Raw genomic sequence first — 16,191 nt, 5'->3', positions numbered from 1 at the left:
GGCTTCACACTCCGTTCGCGGGTTCCGGTCCTCACATGCCGTGGCTCTGAAACACCTTGCTGCAAGACTTCGACAGCTTGTCCCGGTTGGCCTGCAGGCAGCTCTGAACCGCGCTGTCATTGCCGAGGTCCTTGCGGCACAGGCGCGATGCATCCCGCGAGCAGGCCTTCTGCTCCTGCGGCGTGCCCATGTGGCCTTGGCCTTGGGCAAGAGCAGGTGCGTTCGACAGACCGGTCAGGGCTGCCAGCGCGATTGTCGCCAGAACGAGTTGACGGGCCATCGGCGGCTCCAATCTGCCAGGGTTAAATTCAGGTCCTGCATGAACTCATCGCCCTGCCACTTGTTCCCCTCGAGGAGGCTTGCGCCCCGCTATTCAAGGTTCCCGTGGCGCTGCTATAAGGCTGGCGAAGTTGAGGGGATGCTCGATGAAACGCTATCTGGTGTTTGCGCTGGTCGGCCCGTTCGTCGGCGGGTTCCTGCTGCTGCTGACGACGACCTATCAGTCCGGCTATTGGGCACAGACCAGCCTCGGCGAGGTTGGCAAGCTGTTCGCTGTGTTCTTCAAGTCCCTGCAATACAGCTATCTGTTCGGCATCCTGCCCTCGGTGATGCTTGGCGCGGTCGACGACATCCTGGTCCACATCAGGCGGATCGGCCCGGGCTTGCGGATGCTGCTGGTCGGCCTGCTCGCCTTCGTCCTGGCCTCGCTGATCTACAGCTCGCGCGGGCCGGATTCGGGCGCGGTGCAGTTCATCCTGTACGGCCTCGTCGGGTTCGTGCCCGCGGTGATTTCGTCCTGGCTCGTGCATAGATATGTCGAGGAGCCGCAAGCCGTGGCGGCGCCGACCTGAGCGCGCGACCATCGGGCGCGGCGCCGCAACCTCTGCCGCGGCAGCGCGTTCTTTGGAGGCCATGACCATGTCCGACGACGATATCCTTGCTCCGCGCCGATCCCGTTCGGGAAGCGGCTCGCGGGCGACCTTTTCAGGCAAGGAGGCGCGCGGGCCGATCATCGACCAGGAGGGGCACGAGATCCGTCCCGAGACGCTGGAGCAGGGGTTTCGCGAGTTTCGCTTCGAGTTCGGCCAAGGCAATCCGTTCGGCAATCTGACGCGCGAGCAGCGAATCGCGCGGCTCGAGGCGATCGCAAAGCTGCTCGACGTCGCCTTCATCCTGCCCGGCACCAATATCCGCTACGGCATCGACGGGCTGATCGGACTGATCCCGGTCGTCGGTGACATCATCACCACCGCGATCTCGTTGTGGCTGGTGCGCGAGGCGAGGGCGCTGGGCGCGCCCTGGTACATCACGGCGCGCATGCTCGGCAATGTCGCGGTCGACGGCGTGGTCGGCATGGTGCCGTTCGCGGGCGACGCCTTCGACGTCATGTTCCGCGCCAACATGCGCAACGTGCGCCTGCTCCGCCGCTGGCTGGAGAAGCAGCCCCGGATCTGAAGCCCTAGGAATTTTGATAAGCCGTTCGAGCGTCAGGCTCGCTGCACCTCTCCCGCTTGCGGGAGAGGTCGGCGCGTAGCGCCGGGTGAGGGTTTTCGCCTCTTGGGGGTTCTCGATCGCGGAAATACCCTCGGCCTCTCCCGCAAGCGGGAGAGGGAGAACTAACAATGCAAAAAGCGCGACGGCCGTTCGGCCATCGCGCCTTCTGCGCACATCGGAGGCTTGCGAAAACTTACGCCGCGTCGGCGTCGGTGCTGGCATCAGCCTTGCGGCGACGGGGCAGCGGGAAGGCTTCGCTCTCATAGAGCGAGCGGATGCCGTTCTGGTCGAAGCGCGCTTCTTCGACCTGGAGATAGGCGCCGTTCAGCGAATCCGTCGGCAACTGCTCCATCGCGAACTGCACGGCTTCGGCCGCGGTGCCGAACCGGCGATAGGTGAAGCCCGCGCGCTTCTTCTTGCGGATCGCGGCGGGGAAAAGTTCGGCGGAGGTGTTGAAGTTGAACGGACGCAGTGGACGCATGGTCAAAGACCTCGTGATCTTCTCTGGGGCTTTAAGCGCGTGGGGTTGGGGAGGGCAGAGGCCGCAATCGAGCGGGCCCGCCGCACATGTCATTTTCGCCTCCTAATATAGGCCGTTTTGACAGAAATGCGACCCCTGCGATGGGAGAACGTGAATCCGCGCATGGCAGCCCCGCGCGCGAAATAAATCAAGCAATTTCAATGTGTTGAATGGTTTACAATTTGCCAAGAAGCAACAGCACGACCAGCACCACCAGTACAACGCCGCCGATCCCCATGCCGGAATGGCCAAGGCCATAGCCATAACCGCCGAAGCGGCCGGACAGGCCGCCCACGAGATAGATGATCACCAGGATGATCAGGATGGTCCCGAGTGACATGGCATCCCTCCCTGGCGGCCGCCAAAATGCGCTGATCGGCCGCACCGCCAGAGGAGAAAAGCACATTAAGCCGCCGGGTTCCATGCTGGAACCCGGCGCGCGCGAGCTTATTTCGGCTCGAGCTTCAGCGCGGCGGAGTTGATGCAGTAACGCAGGCCGGTCGGCCCGGGGCCGTCGGGGAAGACATGGCCGAGATGGCCGCTGCACTTGGAGCACAGCACCTCGGTGCGGATCATGCCGTGGCTGGTGTCGCGCTCCTCGTCGATATGGCTCTCGACCGCGGGCTCGGTGAAGCTTGGCCAGCCGCAGCCGGAATCGAACTTGGCATCGGACTCGAACAGCACGTTGCCGCAGCCGGCGCAGACGTAAGTGCCGGCGCGCTCGTCGTGCTCATATTCGCCGGAGAAGGGACGCTCGGTCGCCTTCTCGCGCAGCACCGCGTACTGCATCGGCGTCAGTTCGCGCCGCCACTGCTCTTCGCTCTTGATGACTTTGTCGTCCGTTATTTTCGTCTTGGCGTCGGGCATGGGTCTCCCGTTTCTCTCGCGATCAGTTGGTTGCCTTGCTGGCATTCACCAGCGTCGGCTTCTCAATGTAATTATCCGCGAACAGCTTTTTCAGGTTCTCGACCTTGGGGAGGTCGTTATAGGCGATGTAGGGCTGGTTCGGGTGCAGCGTCAGATAGTCCTGATGATAGGCCTCCGCCGGATAGAATGCCTCCAGCGCACCGACCTTGGTCACGATCGGCTTGTTGAAGACGCGGGCCGCGTTGAGCTGGGCGATATAGGCCTCCGCCACCTTCTTCTGCTCGTCGGAGGTGGTGAAGATCGCCGAGCGATATTGCGAGCCCACGTCAGGGCCCTGGCGGTTGAGCTGGGTCGGGTCGTGCACCACAGAGAAGTAGATCTGGAGGATCTTTCCGTAGGAGATCTTCTTCGGGTCGTACTTGATCTCGACCGACTCGGCGTGGCCGGTGCGGCCGCTCGAGACAGTCTGGTAGTCGGCGGTCGCCTTGGTGCCGCCGGCATAGCCGGAGACGGCATTGACGACGCCCGCGGTGTGCTGGAAGACGCCCTGAACGCCCCAGAAGCAGCCGCCGGCGACGACGGCGGTCTGGATTCCGCTCGCGGGCGCTGCATCCATGGCGGGGGCGGGGATCACGACCGCATCCTCCGCGGCCCGGGACGGCATGGCAAAGGCCAGCGTCAGGGCGGCGGTTGCGGCGAGCAGGGACAGGACGGCAGGTCGGCGCATGGCGATCCTCTTTCCGAAGGTCTGACAGTTTAGGGCGGCCGGCGTCGGGCGAACAGCCTGCGCGGCGGTGTTTTCAATCATCCGAGATACGGGCACGGGGGGCGATCGTTACGCCGGGACGGACACGAGTCCGTGAGAAGTGGCTTCGGACCGCGCGACTTGGCGGGATGCGGAACTCCGCGCTAGATGAACCCGCACGATCGATGATCGACCTAGAAAAATGGTGGCTGGAGCGGACCTGACAACATGCTGCGCGTCATTTCCAGCCACGAGCAGCAGCCGTTCACCTACGGCTCGCCGCCGGGGCGCGAGGACTTTTATCTTGTTGCGGGGAAGTGACGTGTGACACGACACCGGCGCCACATTCACGATGTGCGTAGGGTGGGCAAAGCGACTTGTCCGCCGTAGCTCGAAGAGCGAAGGCGGAAGCGTGCCCACGATTCTTGATGCGTTCTCAGAAAAATGGTGGGCACGGCGCTATGCGCCTTTGCCCACCCTACGGGAGCGCAGCCTTAGACCACGATGCTCAGCCGCTTCGCCGCCCGCGTGATGCCCGTGTACAGCCACCGCGCCCTCGAGTCCTGAAACGCAAAGCTTTCGTCGAACAGCACGACGTCGTCCCATTGCGAGCCCTGCGACTTGTGCACGGTGAGCACGTAGCCGTAGTCGAACTCGTCATAGGGCTTGCGCTGCTCCCAGGCGATCTGCTCGATGCCGCCCTCGAAGCAATCGGCGCGCACCGAGACCTTCGTCACCTTGTGGCCGAAATCTTCGTCGGGCGACAGCCGCATGCTGAGGATGCGCGACTTGGAACGTGAGGTGTTGCGCGACTTCACGCGCCACAGGCCGCCGTTGAACAGGCCCTTCTTGCGGTTGTTGCGCAGGCATACCAGCTTGTCGCCGGCGACCGGGAATTGATCCTCGATGTTCTGGCGCTGGCGCACCCGCATGTTGTAGGCGCGTCGCGTGTTGTTGCGCCCGACCAGGACCTGGTCGGCGCCCATGACGCGATCGGGGTCGAGCTCCTTGCGCGAGACCACCTCGCTCTCGCCGTAACGGCCGATGTCGAGCTCGCGGCCCTCGCGCACGTCCATCGACATCCGCACGATCGGATCGTCCTGGGCCTGGCGATGCACCTCGGTCAGCATCGCATCCGGCTCGGAATTGGTGAAGAAGCCGCCGCCCTGGATCGGTGGCAGCTGCGCGGGGTCCCCTAACACCAGCAGCGGACAGTCGAACGACATCAGGTCTCGGCCCAATTCGGCGTCGACCATGGAGCATTCGTCGATCACGATCAGCTTGGCTTTTGAGGCCGGCGCGTCGTCCCACAGCTCAAAACTTGGCTGCTCCTCACCGGATTCGCGGGCGCGATAGATCAGCGAATGGATGGTGGAGGCATCGTCGCAACCCTTGTTGCGCATGACCAGCGCGGCCTTGCCGGTGAAGGCGGCGAACTTCACCTCGCCGTCAACGCCCTCGGCGATGTGCCGTGCCAGCGTGGTCTTGCCCGTGCCGGCAAAGCCGAACAGGCGGAACACCGGCGGCGTGCCGCCCCGGCCGGGCTTTGCTTTGAGCCAATCGCCAACGGCCTTGAGCGCGGCGTCCTGATGCGGGGTGAATGTCGCCATGTCTGTCTTGAAGAAGGGCGAAATCGACCGATTCGCCATCGTCCAAAACTAACCATTCGCAGCGCCCGTTCAAGCCGGGCCGACCACCCTACTGCCAGCCGGGAACGCCGCGCATGTCGGGCAATTGATGGGCGATGCCCTTGTGGCAGTCGATGCAGGTCTTTTCCTTGGTGAACAGGAAGCGCTGGTGCGCCACCGAGGCCCGCGGCGACTGTTTCGTGATGTCCATGGAATCGGCGCTGTGGCAGTTGCGGCATTCCAGGGAATCGTTGGCCTTGAAACGCGCCCATTCATGCGCCGCGAGTTCGAGCCGGTGGTCGAGGAATTTCTCTCTTGTGTCGATCGTGCCAAAGATCTTGCCCCAGACCTCCTTGGAGGCCTGCATCTTGCGCGCGATCTTGTCGGTCCAGTTGTGCGGCACGTGGCAGTCCGGGCAGGTGGCACGCACACCGGAGCGGTTGCTGAAATGGATGGTCGATTTCAGCTCGGCAAAAACGTTGTCCTTCATCTCGTGGCAGCCGGTGCAGAACTTCTCGGTGTTGGTGATTTCCAGCGCGGTGTTGAAGCCGCCCCAGAAGATCACGCCGGCCGCAAAGCCCGCCAGCACCAGCACGCCGAGCCCGAACACCGAGCTCGGCCGGATCAGCACCTGCCAGAGTTCGAGTGCAAAATCCCAGCTGCGCGTGAGAAAGCCGCGCCTGGCCTTGCGCTTGGATTCATCAGCTGTCGTGGTCATCGGCGCCCACCGGGGCTCGTGCGCGACAGCAGCGTGTCGATGTCGGTGAAATCGTTGCTGACGGGCGGATTGGCGGTATTCTGCGGCACGTGGCATTCCGTGCAGAAGAAGCGCCGCGGTGAGACCGAACCCAGGAACTGGCCGTCACGGTCCATGAAGTGTGTGATCGAGACCATCGGCGCCTGCGATTCCGCGGTACGCGCCCGCGCGTGGCAGGACAGGCACTTGTTGCCGTTGAGATCGATCTGGTAGCCGTCGATCGTGTGCGGGATCACCGGCGGCTGCTCCGGATAGTTGCGCACCTCCTTCTCGGAAGTATTGCGGTTCGGCAGCATCGGCGGCGCCGGGCCCTCGTCGTTGAGCGGGGTCGGGCCGCGCAGGCCCGATGTCACCGTCTGCGCGGTCAGGGAGCTCGCGCCAGCTGCGATCGCGAGGGCGAGCAGGACGATTGCGGATCGTTTCATCATGACATGCTCACCCGCTCGATGCGCACGGCGCATTTCTTGAAGTCGGTTTGCAGCGAGATCGGATCGGTGGCGTCGAGCGTCACCTTGTTGATCAGCTTGGATTCGTCGAACCACGGCACGAACACGAGGCCGCGCGGCGGCCGGTCGCGGCCGCGCGTCTCGACCCGGGCGCGGATGAAGCCGCGGCGCGAGACCACCTTCACTTCATCCCCGCGGCGGAGCTTGGCTTCCTGCGCGTCGTCCGGATGCATGAAGCAGACGGCTTCGGGGAACGCCTTGTAGAGCTCGGGCACACGGCGCGTCATGGTGCCGGAATGCCAGTGCTCCAGCACGCGGCCGGTGGACAGCCAGAACGGATATTCGTTGTCGGGCGATTCCGCCGGCGGCTCGTAGGGCAGCGCGAAGATGCGCGCCTTGCCGTCGGGATAGCCGTAGAACTGCACGTCCGTGCCCTGCTTGACGTAGGGGTCGCTGCCCTCGCGGAAGCGCCACTTCGTCTCCTGGCCGTTGACGACGGGCCAGCGCAGCCCGCGCTCGCGGTGATAGGCCTCGAACGGCGCGAGGTCGTGGCCATGGCCACGGCCGAAGGTGGCGTACTCCTCGAACAGGCCCTTGTGGACGTAGAAGCCGAACGCCTTGGACTCGTCGTTGAGATAGCCGGGCTCGATGTCGGAGACCGGAAATTTGTCGACCTGACCGTTCCGGTAGAGCACGTCGAACAGCGTCTTGCCGCGAACGTCCGGCTTCTTGGCAATCAACTCCTCGGGCCAGACCTCCTCGATCTTGAAGCGCTTTGAAAATTCCATCAGCTGCCAGAGATCGGATTTCGCCTCGCCGGGCGCGGAGACGAGCTGATGCCAGAACTGCGTGCGCCGCTCGGCATTGCCATAGGCGCCTTCCTTCTCCACCCACATCGCGGTCGGCAGGATCAAATCGGCGGCAAGTGCGGTCACCGACGGATAGGCGTCCGAGACCACGATGAAATTGTCGGGGTTGCGGAAGCCGGGATAGGTCTCCTCGTTGGCGTTGGGCCCGGCTTGCAGGTTGTTGTTGACCTGCACCCAATAGGCGTTGATCAGGCCGTCCTTCAGCATCCGGCTTTGCAGCACGGCGTGCGCGCCGTTCTTGTCGGGGATGGTGCCTTCGGGCAGCTGCCAGATGTGCTCGGCGTGATCGCGGTGCGCCTTGTTGGTCACGACCATGTCGGCCGGCAGGCGGTGCGAGAAGGTGCCGACCTCGCGCGCGGTGCCGCAGGCCGACGGCTGACCGGTCAGCGAGAACGGGCTGTTGCCGGGCGCGGAGATCTTTCCGGTCAGAAGATGGATGTTGTAGACGAGGTTGTTGCACCAGACGCCGCGGGTGTGCTGGTTGAAGCCCATGGTCCAGAACGAGACCACTTTTGTTTTTGGATCGGCGTAGAGCTCGGCGAGCGCCTCGAGGCGGTTCAGCGGTACGCCGGACATCTGCGCCGCCTTCTCCAGCGTATATTCCGAGACGAACTTGACGAACTCGTCATAGCTCATGTCGGTGGCATCGTTGGGTTTCGCCGCGCCGGTCGCCTTCTTCTGCAACGGATGCTCGGGCCGCAATCCATAACCGATGTCGGTCTGGCCGCGCTTGAATACCGTATGTGCGGCAACAAAATCCTTGTTGACGCGGCCGGTCTTGATGATGTGGTTGGCGATGGCGTTGAGGATGTAGAGGTCGGTCTGCGGTTTGAACACCATTCCGATATCGGCGAGGTCGAACGAGCGGTGCTCGAAGGTCGAGAGCACGGCGACGCGGACATGCGGCGCGGAGAGACGGCGGTCGGCCAGACGCGTCCACAGGATCGGATGCATCTCCGCCATGTTGGAGCCCCACAGCACGAAGGCGTCGGTCGCCTCGATGTCGTCATAGCAGCCGGGCGGCTCGTCGATGCCGAAGGTGCGCATCATGCCGGCAACCGCGGAGGCCATGCAGTGACGCGCATTGGGATCGATGTTGTTGGTGCGGAAGCCGGCCTTGAACAGTTTCGAGGCGGCATAGCCTTCCCAGATCGTCCACTGGCCGGAGCCGAACATGGCGACGCCGTTCGGCCCGCGCTTCCTAATCGCCTCCTTCCACTTCAGCTCCATGATGTCGAAGGCTTCGGTCCAGGTAACAGGCGTGAACTCGCCGTTCTTGTCATATTTGCCAGCCGTCTTGCGCAGCATCGGTTGCGTCAGGCGGTCATGGCCGTACATGATCTTGGAGAGGAAGTAGCCCTTGACGCAATTGAGGCCGCGATTGACCTCGGCCTTGATGTCGCCATGGGTGGCGACAATGCGATTGTCCTTGGTCGCGACCATCACCGAGCAGCCGGTGCCGCAGAAGCGGCAGGCGGCCTTGTCCCACTTCATTTCGCTGTTGGTGCGCTCGGTGACGAGATTGGCGGCGAGCGCCGGGGCCGGCAGCCCGGCGGCAGCAGCGGCGATGGCGGCCGCCTCCAATTTCAGCATCTGGCGGCGGTCGAGCTTGGGCGATGTCATGATGGCTCTCCCGGCCTTCAGGCGGTTTCGATGGCGTGAAAGACCAGCGCCGCGGAATAGACGTCTCGCAGCGACTGGATGGTGTTGAGCAGGGTGCCGAGGCTGCCGGCATCAGGCGCTTCGGTCACGACGACGAGTTTGCCGCGCGCGTCGCGGCCATGGATCTCGCAGCCGGCCAGCGCGGTGATCTCGGCTTCGACCTCAGCGAGCCGCTCGGGCCGCGCCTGCACCAGGATGCTGGCGATCTCGCATCCCGGCGGCGGGATGATGCGTTCATTGCTGAGCACCCGGCCGGTGATTAGGGCACGGCGGTTGAGTGTGGCCTTGTTGAATGAGGCTTTGTTCAGTGAGGCTTGGGCCATGATGCCTGCCTTTCGCTTCTTAGGGATCAATGCGGGGAGGGTGGCGGGCCGGGAGGGCCGGCGAACATCTGGTAGATCCAGACGCCGAGGCCGTAAGAGCCGACGGTCCCAACCGCGAGGACGGGCATCACGACCGCGGTCAGGAACAGGAAGGCGAAAATCTCCATGCGCTTACGGCGCACGCGATCTGTCGTGTCGTCAGGGGCCGACATATTCGGACTCTCTGATAGGGATATGGGAAGCGAGACGGCATCCGGGCCGTTACCTGCCGGCACCTTAGGAGGATGAGGTCCAGTTACCTTGATTTGGATCAACGGCTCAGGGCGAGGGCGTGTCGCACACAGCAAGCGTTAGCGTTGCGTTGATTCCGCGCCATGCCGAGCGATGTCCGTATGACGGAATTGCGAGTCGGTGGACAGCGCCACCTCGCGCATTAAGATGCGCTTAACAAGAACAATGCGGGAGAGCGACGCCATGAAGTTCGGCATCTTCTACGAGCTGCAACTGCCACGGCCTTGGGTGGCCGGCGACGAACTCAGGCTCTACCAGAACGCGCTCTCGCAGATGGAGCTTGCCGATAGGCTGGGCTACGACCACGCCTGGGTGGTCGAGCATCACTTCCTCGAAGAATATTCGCACTCGCCTTCCCCGGAATCGTTCCTCGCCGCTGCCAGCCAGCGCACGCAGAAGATCAGGCTCGGCCACGGCATCCTCCAGCTCACGACAAATCACCCGGCGCGCGTCGCCGAACGCGTCGCGGTGCTCGATCTGCTCAGTAACGGGCGCTGTGAATTCGGCATGGGCGAGAGCGCGTCTATCACCGAGCTCACCCCGTTCAGCCGCGACATGGAGTCCAAGAAGGAGGTGTTCGAGGAGGCCGTAGCCGCGATCTTCCCGATGTTCAAAGATGGCGGCAGCGAGCATCACGGCAAGTATTTCGACATCCCCTTGCGCAACGTCGTGCCGAAGCCGGTGCAGAAGCCGCATCCGCCGCTGTGGATGGCGTGCTCGCAACTGCCGACCATCGAGCGCGCCGGCCGCCACGGCTTTGGCGCGCTCGGCTTCCAGTTCGTCAGTGCCGGCGCCGCGCATGCGTGGGTGCACGCCTATTACAACGCGATGACCAAGCGGCTCACCAAGCTCGCCGACTACGAGATCAATCCGAACATGGCGCTGGTCTCGTTCTTCATGTGCGCCAAGACCGACGAAGAGGCGCGTGCCCGCGCCGACGGCGCCACCTTCTTCCAGTTCGCGCTGCGCTTCTACGGCGCCTCGCAGAACCGCCAGCGGCCTGCGCCCGGCACCGTCAACATGTGGGACGAGTACAACAAGTGGAAGCGCGATAATCCGCAAGCGCAGGAGGCGGCCTTGCGCGGCGGCCTGATCGGCTCGCCCGAGACCATCCGCAGGAAGCTGAAGCGCTTCCAGTCTTCGCATATCGACCAAGTCATCCTGCTCAACCAGGCCGGCAAGAACAGCCACGAGCACATCTGCGAATCGCTCGAGCTGTTCGGCCGCGAGGTGATGCCGGAGTTCCAGAACGATCCGGCCCAGGCGGCGTGGAAACAGGGTGTGATGAGCGGCGAGATCAAGCTGGAAGAGATCGACACCCAGGCTTTTACGGATCGCTACGGCAAGCTCGCGATCAACGTCGCCCCGGTGAAGGCGGCCGCGGAATAGGCCGTTCGTTAAGTCATGTTGCTGACGCAATCTCTGTCTTAGTCGGTGACAACTTAAAACACTGCGTGGGAACCGCCCTGGTTCACACAACGGTTCCATAGCCAAGGGGTTGGCGCGAATCCGCAAAACATCGGCGCAAGTTTCGTGAACGCTTCCGCGTTCGCTTGCGCCTGTTTGCGGTGTCGGGAACCGGACGACGAAAAAATCACAGGAGTTATGATGCTGTTCCGCTCGAGCGCCGCAATTTGCGGCGCCCTGCTTGCGCTTGCCGTTTCTGTTACCGTTGCTCGAAGTGAAACGCGTGGGGGTCACTCAAATGCCGTCGTCGATGTCGATGCCGTCTCTGGGAATGCGGTCGTAGGCGCCGCATCCATGTACAATCCATTCAAACCCGGCAAGGAGGAGGGCGGTCCGCGCACAGCGTCTGGCGAGCGTTATGATCCCTCTGCCTGGACGGCTGCCATCAAGACAAGCTTGCGCCGGAAATTTGGTGGGGTCCAATTTGGTGTGAGGCCGAAATATGCTCTCGTCGAGGCCGCAGGCAAGAAGGTCATCGTCAAGATCAATGACGTCGGACCACTCAGGCCCGGCCGCATCATTGACTTCAACGAGCGCACGATGCGCCATTTCGATCCGAGCCTGGAGCGCGGAGTCATTAAGGACGTGAGGGTCAGCCCGCTTTCAGGGGACGATTGGACACTGGGCCCGGTGGGCTGAAAATCCCACGTGGAAGAGGCAGTGCACGTCCCGGACAGCGAGGCTCTGAAGAGGTGCGTCAATCTAGTCCCAGTATGGAATAGCTGGGCGTGTGATCATCAGCCAGAAGATAGCCAGCACCGCTGCGAACGCCGGAAATCCGAAGGCGAACCACCATCGGAAGAGACGGTCATACTCGGCGGGCAGCTTGGCGTCGGTCTCGACCGCACGGACGGCAAGATCGCGCATTTGCATCTGCAGCCACACGACAGGCAGCCAGAAGGCGCCGGTCACCACATAGAGTGCGATGGATGCCGCAATCCAGCCATCGCCAAGGGAATACCCGCTTGACCAGGCGAGCCATGTGCCAGTGATCGGCTGCAGGATCACGGCGCTCGCCGTGAACAGGAAGTCGGCCAGCACGACCGTCCGCGCGACCCCCGCGATCTCGCGCGGGTCACCGCGTAGATGCGCCACCAGCATGAAGAAGGCGATGCCGGCACCGGTGCCGAGCAGGACCGCAGCACCGATGATGTGCACCATCTTCACAAGGAAATAGAGCATCAGCGATCCTCTCGGATCGCCATGGCGACCAGATTGAGCATCAGCACCGGCCAGATCTTCAGCATTGGTCCGAGCGGATCGGCCCACAGCCGCGGCACCAGTGTCGTACCGATCACGACATAGGTGAGCGAGATGATCAGTGCTGCCCATAGCCCATAGCGGCTCAGAGGCCGGTAAAGAATTGCAAGGCCAATGACGATGTCGGCGAGTGCGCCGGCGATGACGGTGAGGGCCGCGAACTGTTCTTGCAGCCTGCCTTCCCGGAGCAACGACATTCCAATTTCCCAGCCCGGGCCGAGCGAGATGATGCCTGTGGCGATCCAGAACAGGCCGAAGACGCCGAATACCAGCGGCTTGAGCACATAGAGCCGTGCAAACCAGCGTTCCTGCACCGAGGCGGGTTCGCGTGTGAGCGCGACTTCGAGATCGCGCGGCCTCATGCCGGTGACCTGACGCCAGGGCTCGGGATCACCGGTCGCGCCGCGCCGCATCTCGCCCTGTGCCGTCGCGTTGACCGGCGTTGCCCAGCCCAGCATCTGCGCAACGTCACCGGCGCGATAGGCTGCCGAAGCCGCCCAGGACGGCAGGTGCAGGCGGTAAGCCGGCCTCCAGCGCAGCCAAGAGCGAAACAGCGCGACCGCGTCGCTGAAGGCCATCCGCCGCGGACCGGCCAGATCAAGCGCGAGGCGGGAAGGCGCGCCGGGTTGCAGGAAGAACACAACCGTGTCGATGACGTCGTCGAGATGCACCGGTTGGATCGCCGCCGTGTCCGGCATGACCGGTAGAACCGGTAGTGATGCCAGCCCTCGCAACAGCGCGCTGCCACCATAGGCGGCCCGGCCCACCACGACGGAAGGCCGCAGCACGACCCAATCGAGGTCCCTCGCCATCAAGGCGGCTTCGCCGTCCCGTTTGGTGCGGGAAAAATCGGTCAGGGCATCGCGATTGCTGCCGATCGCCGAGAACAGGATCACACGGCGGACGCCCGCGCTTTCGCAGGCCGCATAAAGCGCCGCACTGCCGGCGACATGAACGCCTTGCATGTTCTGTCCCTGCAGGGCACCCGCCGCGTTGATGACGGCATCGACGCCTGCAAGAAGGCTCTTCCATGTCGAAGCATTGGTGGTCCGAGCAATATCGAGGGCGATGTGGCGCGCTTCGGGTGCCGCCGCATGACGCGACACCAATACGCATTCATGCCCTTCGGCGGACAGCCTGGCGTGGATTGCCGATCCGATAAGCCCCGTACCCCCAACGAGAAGGATGCGCATTACCGGGTCCTTCGGTTGGCGGCCCAGATACCGCAAACCGCTTCAAACTCTGATGATGCTGACGAATAAAGCGGGGCTGATGCGATCGTTCCTCGCGGCGGAACGGGTGAGTTCGCTGCAACCAGCGCCTAGATTACCGGCCGTTACCACTTACACCTCTGGACCCTGGCTGTGTGAAAACGCTGGGCTGCTGTTATGATTCTCCTGTGATTCTTTGGGGGAATCGATGAGGCGCTTCGTTGAAGAGGCGGATCGTGGGCAGCGGACGCTGTTGCCTGAATGCCTCGATGATTTCATTGACGAGAACAACCCTGTTCGCGCGATCGACGAGTTTGTCGATGCGCTTGATCTGGCCGAGATGTGCTTCGGCGGAGTTGCGCCGGCGGCGACTGGCCGGCCGTCGTATCACCCCTCGGTTCTCCTGAAGCTTTACATCTACGGCTATCTGAACCGGGTACAGTCAAGCCGGCGGCTGGAACGAGAGGCTGGACGGAACATCGAGGTGATGTGGCTGCTGGGTCGGCTTGCTCCTGATCACAAGACGATCGCGGACTTCCGCAAGGACAACAGCGTCGGGCTGCGTAAGGTCTGTGTGCGTTTTGTCGAGCTCTGCCGCGGGATGGGTCTTCTCACGACGGCGAGCGTCGCCATCGATGGGAGCAAGTTCAAGGCCGTGAACAACCGGGACAGGAACTTCACGCGCGCGAAGGTGGAGCGGCGGCGTGCTCAGTTGGAGGAGAGCGTCGCGCGCTATTTGAGCCAACTTGACACGGCCGACCGACAGCAGCCGAGCGAGGCGCTGGCGGCGAAGGTGACGAGGCTTACCGAGAAGCTGACGAAGCTGAAGGGGGAGATGGGCAAGCTTGCTGCCTATGAGAAGCAGATGCTTGCTTCGCCGGATCAGCAAATCTCCCTGACCGATCCGGATAGCCGTTCGATGGCAACCAGTGGCCGCGGATCCGGCGTTGTCGGCTACAATGTCCAAGTCGCCGTCGATACCGACAATCACCTGATCATCGCGCATGAGGTGACGAACAGCGGCTCAGATCGGGCACAACTTGCCAATATGGCCAGGCAGGCGAAGGCTGTTCTGAAGGCTGAGACGCTCGAGGCCGTTGCCGATCGCGGCTACTTCAGCAGCCCGGAGATCCTCGCCTGCCACGAGGCCGGCATCACGGTAACTCTGCCTAAGCCGATGACTTCGGGCGCCAAGTCGGACGGACGCTTCGGTAAGCAGGACTTTGTCTATTTGCCGGAGGAAGACGCCTATCGTTGTCCGGCCGGGGAGCGATTGCCGTATCGCTATACAAACGAAGAAGCCGACAAGATGCTGCGGCGATACTGGACCAGCGCCTGTAAGAATTGCTCGATCAAACCCCAGTGTACGCCCGGGTCAGAGCGACGGATCACGCGATGGGAGCACGAGGATCTGCTCGACGCCGTGCAGCAGCGGCTCGATGCGAACCCGCTCGCTATGCGCCTTCGTCGCGAGACTGTCGAGCACCCGTTCGGCACGATGAAGGCACGCATGGGAGCAACGCACTTCCTGACCAAAACCCTCCCAAAGGTAGCCGCCGAGATGGCCCTCTCGGTTCTGGCCTACAATCTGACCCGAGCAATGAATATCCTCGGGATCAGGCCGCTGATCGCCGCGATCGCGGCCTGAGACCGGACCAGTTTTGGCAAGACTGATGGTCCTGTAAGGCCGTTTTTACACGGCCAAGACCCATCGCGGACACTATATCGGCCTTGGTCCATGGCAGTTTTTGACCCCGTTGCAGCCTTTCGACCTATCGCAGTTGCTGGTAAAATCGGCACAAAGCGCTAGGGAGAGAGCGATGCGGTCTCACGCGGTACCTGCACATTCAGTGGGTGGCGATGTCACGTCGACGGTGCTCGCCATCGGCCGCTCCGATTTTCCAAATGTGCTGATCGACACTCTGCGGCGGCAGGCCGATGTCGGCCATTGCATGGTGTTCGCGTTGAGCCGCGCCGGCGCTGCGCGCTGCCTGCTCGATGCCGGCAACATCCCCATCGGCGGTGATCTCGGTGCCGCCTATGCCGGACATTTCCACGAATCCGATCCCAACCGGGATACGCTGTTCGAACGCGAGAGCGGCGCGCCGATCATGCTGCCCGCGTTCGCGCCGCGCATGTATGGGGCGCGCTACCGGAAAATCTTCTTCCAGGATTCCGGCATCGTCGACAAATGCGCGACCGCGATCTGGGTCGATGACACCTGCTTCTACGTGAATTTCTACCGCATCACCGCGCAAGGCCGATTCAGCGCCACGCAGCGCGAGCGGCTTTGGGCGATTGCACCGGCGATCGGCGCGAGCGTCGCGCGTCATTTTCAGCAGACCGCAACGCCCGATCAGTCTTTAGCTGCCTTGTTCGCGACGCGCGCGCCGCTTGCCGGGCTCACCCCGCGCGAGCAGGAGGTCTGCCGGCACATCCTCGCAGGCTACAGCTCCGAGGCGATCTCGAAAGGGCTCGGCATCAGCCTGCATTCGATCCTGACCTATCGCAAGCGCGCCTATGAGCGGCTCGGCATCTCCTCGCAGAATGAATTGTTCGCGATCGTGCTGCGCCTGCTTGCGGGTCCCCGCAGCCTGAACTGACGGGTACTCCAAGTCCGCGATATCTGCTTCCGAGAGCAAAGCGGATAC

At 63.1% G+C, this 16,191-nt stretch carries 19 protein-coding genes; 6 read left to right on the top strand and 13 right to left on the bottom strand.

The genetic code is table 11. The features are described 5' to 3' along the window. Positions 1–31: 31 nt before the first annotated feature. A complete protein-coding gene (locus XH85_RS41010) occupies positions 32–280 on the bottom strand; it encodes a hypothetical protein (RefSeq protein ID WP_128936447.1) in 249 nt (82 codons plus the stop codon). Positions 281–425: 145 nt separating this feature from the next. Between XH85_RS41010 and XH85_RS41005 the strand changes: the two genes are divergently transcribed. Continuing rightward, a complete protein-coding gene (locus tag XH85_RS41005) occupies positions 426–851 on the top strand; it encodes a DUF5413 family protein (RefSeq protein ID WP_091888318.1) in 426 nt (141 codons plus the stop codon). Positions 852–912: 61 nt separating this feature from the next. Next, positions 913–1,455 carry a DUF4112 domain-containing protein gene (locus XH85_RS41000; protein ID WP_091888320.1) on the top strand — a complete coding sequence of 181 codons (543 nt, stop codon included), beginning with the start codon at positions 913–915 and terminating at the stop codon, positions 1,453–1,455. Positions 1,456–1,687: 232 nt separating this feature from the next. On the opposite strand, the gene XH85_RS40995 is transcribed toward XH85_RS41000, so the two are convergent. From XH85_RS40995 to napE, 10 genes are all read right to left on the bottom strand, one after another. Next, positions 1,688–1,975, bottom strand: coding sequence for a hypothetical protein (locus XH85_RS40995; protein WP_091888322.1), 288 nt, complete (start codon positions 1,973–1,975; stop codon positions 1,688–1,690). 214 nt (positions 1,976–2,189) lie between these two features. Further along, positions 2,190–2,354, bottom strand: a complete 165-nt coding sequence (locus XH85_RS40990) for a DUF3309 family protein (protein ID WP_091888324.1) — start codon at positions 2,352–2,354, stop codon at positions 2,190–2,192. A gap of 107 nt (positions 2,355–2,461) precedes the next feature. Beyond that, the gene (msrB, locus tag XH85_RS40985; RefSeq protein WP_128936446.1) at positions 2,462–2,881 is read right to left on the bottom strand and encodes a peptide-methionine (R)-S-oxide reductase MsrB; all 420 of its coding nucleotides are present in this window, start codon (positions 2,879–2,881) and stop codon (positions 2,462–2,464) included. A gap of 22 nt (positions 2,882–2,903) precedes the next feature. Continuing rightward, positions 2,904–3,608 carry a peptide-methionine (S)-S-oxide reductase MsrA gene (msrA, locus tag XH85_RS40980; protein ID WP_128936445.1) on the bottom strand — a complete coding sequence of 235 codons (705 nt, stop codon included), beginning with the start codon at positions 3,606–3,608 and terminating at the stop codon, positions 2,904–2,906. Positions 3,609–4,120: 512 nt separating this feature from the next. Then, a complete protein-coding gene (locus tag XH85_RS40975) occupies positions 4,121–5,236 on the bottom strand; it encodes an ATP-dependent DNA helicase (RefSeq protein WP_164934741.1) in 1,116 nt (371 codons plus the stop codon). Positions 5,237–5,324: 88 nt separating this feature from the next. After that, on the bottom strand, positions 5,325–5,972 hold the full coding sequence (locus tag XH85_RS40970; protein ID WP_128936443.1) for a NapC/NirT family cytochrome c: 648 nt from the start codon (positions 5,970–5,972) through the stop codon (positions 5,325–5,327). After that, a complete protein-coding gene (locus tag XH85_RS40965) occupies positions 5,969–6,439 on the bottom strand; it encodes a nitrate reductase cytochrome c-type subunit (RefSeq protein ID WP_164934742.1) in 471 nt (156 codons plus the stop codon). The genes XH85_RS40970 and XH85_RS40965 overlap by 4 nt, the downstream gene beginning before the upstream one ends. Next, positions 6,436–8,949, bottom strand: a complete 2,514-nt coding sequence (gene napA, locus XH85_RS40960) for a nitrate reductase catalytic subunit NapA (RefSeq protein WP_128936441.1) — start codon at positions 8,947–8,949, stop codon at positions 6,436–6,438. The genes XH85_RS40965 and napA overlap by 4 nt, the downstream gene beginning before the upstream one ends. A gap of 17 nt (positions 8,950–8,966) precedes the next feature. Continuing rightward, entirely contained in the window at positions 8,967–9,311 is a 345-nt protein-coding gene (locus XH85_RS40955; protein WP_128936440.1) for a chaperone NapD, read from the bottom strand. Between the two features lie 26 nt (positions 9,312–9,337). After that, positions 9,338–9,523 (bottom strand): periplasmic nitrate reductase, NapE protein, encoded by a 186-nt coding sequence (napE, locus tag XH85_RS40950; protein ID WP_128936439.1) that lies wholly within the window; start codon positions 9,521–9,523, stop codon positions 9,338–9,340. Between the two features lie 262 nt (positions 9,524–9,785). On the opposite strand from napE, the gene XH85_RS40945 reads away from it, so the two are divergent. Both XH85_RS40945 and XH85_RS40940 read left to right on the top strand, forming a co-directional pair. Further along, a complete protein-coding gene (locus XH85_RS40945; protein WP_164934743.1) occupies positions 9,786–10,991 on the top strand; it encodes an LLM class flavin-dependent oxidoreductase in 1,206 nt (401 codons plus the stop codon). A gap of 216 nt (positions 10,992–11,207) precedes the next feature. Beyond that, the gene (locus XH85_RS40940; protein WP_206732766.1) at positions 11,208–11,708 is read left to right on the top strand and encodes a septal ring lytic transglycosylase RlpA family protein; all 501 of its coding nucleotides are present in this window, start codon (positions 11,208–11,210) and stop codon (positions 11,706–11,708) included. Positions 11,709–11,771: 63 nt separating this feature from the next. On the opposite strand, the gene XH85_RS40935 is transcribed toward XH85_RS40940, so the two are convergent. Both XH85_RS40935 and XH85_RS40930 read right to left on the bottom strand, forming a co-directional pair. Continuing rightward, a complete protein-coding gene (locus tag XH85_RS40935; RefSeq protein ID WP_128936437.1) occupies positions 11,772–12,251 on the bottom strand; it encodes a DUF2269 family protein in 480 nt (159 codons plus the stop codon). Beyond that, a complete protein-coding gene (locus XH85_RS40930; RefSeq protein ID WP_128936436.1) occupies positions 12,251–13,522 on the bottom strand; it encodes an SDR family oxidoreductase in 1,272 nt (423 codons plus the stop codon). Before XH85_RS40930 ends, XH85_RS40935 begins: the two co-directional genes overlap by 1 nt. Before the next feature lie 226 nt (positions 13,523–13,748). On the opposite strand from XH85_RS40930, the gene XH85_RS40925 reads away from it, so the two are divergent. Both XH85_RS40925 and XH85_RS40920 read left to right on the top strand, forming a co-directional pair. Next, positions 13,749–15,188, top strand: a complete 1,440-nt coding sequence (locus XH85_RS40925) for an IS1182 family transposase (RefSeq protein ID WP_128934711.1) — start codon at positions 13,749–13,751, stop codon at positions 15,186–15,188. 172 nt (positions 15,189–15,360) lie between these two features. After that, positions 15,361–16,143 (top strand): helix-turn-helix transcriptional regulator, encoded by a 783-nt coding sequence (locus XH85_RS40920; protein WP_128936435.1) that lies wholly within the window; start codon positions 15,361–15,363, stop codon positions 16,141–16,143. Positions 16,144–16,191: the final 48 nt, after the last annotated feature.

This window comes from Bradyrhizobium zhanjiangense, assembly GCF_004114935.1.
Lineage (GTDB): Bacteria > Pseudomonadota > Alphaproteobacteria > Rhizobiales > Xanthobacteraceae > Bradyrhizobium > Bradyrhizobium zhanjiangense.
This window is presented reverse-complemented; position numbering and strand designations above follow the sequence as displayed.

Coding starts and splice junctions, on each gene's coding strand:
- msrB (WP_128936446.1), bottom strand. CDS start 2,881: ATGCCCGACGCCAAGACGAAAATAACGGACGACAAAGTCATCAAGAGC.
- napA (WP_128936441.1), bottom strand. CDS start 8,949: ATGACATCGCCCAAGCTCGACCGCCGCCAGATGCTGAAATTGGAGGCG.
- XH85_RS41010 (WP_128936447.1), bottom strand. CDS start 280: ATGGCCCGTCAACTCGTTCTGGCGACAATCGCGCTGGCAGCCCTGACC.
- XH85_RS41005 (WP_091888318.1), top strand. CDS start 426: ATGAAACGCTATCTGGTGTTTGCGCTGGTCGGCCCGTTCGTCGGCGGG.
- XH85_RS40925 (WP_128934711.1), top strand. CDS start 13,749: ATGAGGCGCTTCGTTGAAGAGGCGGATCGTGGGCAGCGGACGCTGTTG.
- XH85_RS40975 (WP_164934741.1), bottom strand. CDS start 5,236: ATGGCGACATTCACCCCGCATCAGGACGCCGCGCTCAAGGCCGTTGGC.
- msrA (WP_128936445.1), bottom strand. CDS start 3,608: ATGCGCCGACCTGCCGTCCTGTCCCTGCTCGCCGCAACCGCCGCCCTG.
- XH85_RS40965 (WP_164934742.1), bottom strand. CDS start 6,439: ATGATGAAACGATCCGCAATCGTCCTGCTCGCCCTCGCGATCGCAGCT.
- XH85_RS41000 (WP_091888320.1), top strand. CDS start 913: ATGACCATGTCCGACGACGATATCCTTGCTCCGCGCCGATCCCGTTCG.
- XH85_RS40920 (WP_128936435.1), top strand. CDS start 15,361: ATGCGGTCTCACGCGGTACCTGCACATTCAGTGGGTGGCGATGTCACG.
- XH85_RS40945 (WP_164934743.1), top strand. CDS start 9,786: ATGAAGTTCGGCATCTTCTACGAGCTGCAACTGCCACGGCCTTGGGTG.
- XH85_RS40990 (WP_091888324.1), bottom strand. CDS start 2,354: ATGTCACTCGGGACCATCCTGATCATCCTGGTGATCATCTATCTCGTG.
- XH85_RS40995 (WP_091888322.1), bottom strand. CDS start 1,975: ATGCGTCCACTGCGTCCGTTCAACTTCAACACCTCCGCCGAACTTTTC.
- XH85_RS40935 (WP_128936437.1), bottom strand. CDS start 12,251: ATGCTCTATTTCCTTGTGAAGATGGTGCACATCATCGGTGCTGCGGTC.
- napE (WP_128936439.1), bottom strand. CDS start 9,523: ATGTCGGCCCCTGACGACACGACAGATCGCGTGCGCCGTAAGCGCATG.
- XH85_RS40970 (WP_128936443.1), bottom strand. CDS start 5,972: ATGACCACGACAGCTGATGAATCCAAGCGCAAGGCCAGGCGCGGCTTT.
- XH85_RS40940 (WP_206732766.1), top strand. CDS start 11,208: ATGATGCTGTTCCGCTCGAGCGCCGCAATTTGCGGCGCCCTGCTTGCG.
- XH85_RS40955 (WP_128936440.1), bottom strand. CDS start 9,311: ATGGCCCAAGCCTCACTGAACAAAGCCTCATTCAACAAGGCCACACTC.
- XH85_RS40930 (WP_128936436.1), bottom strand. CDS start 13,522: ATGCGCATCCTTCTCGTTGGGGGTACGGGGCTTATCGGATCGGCAATC.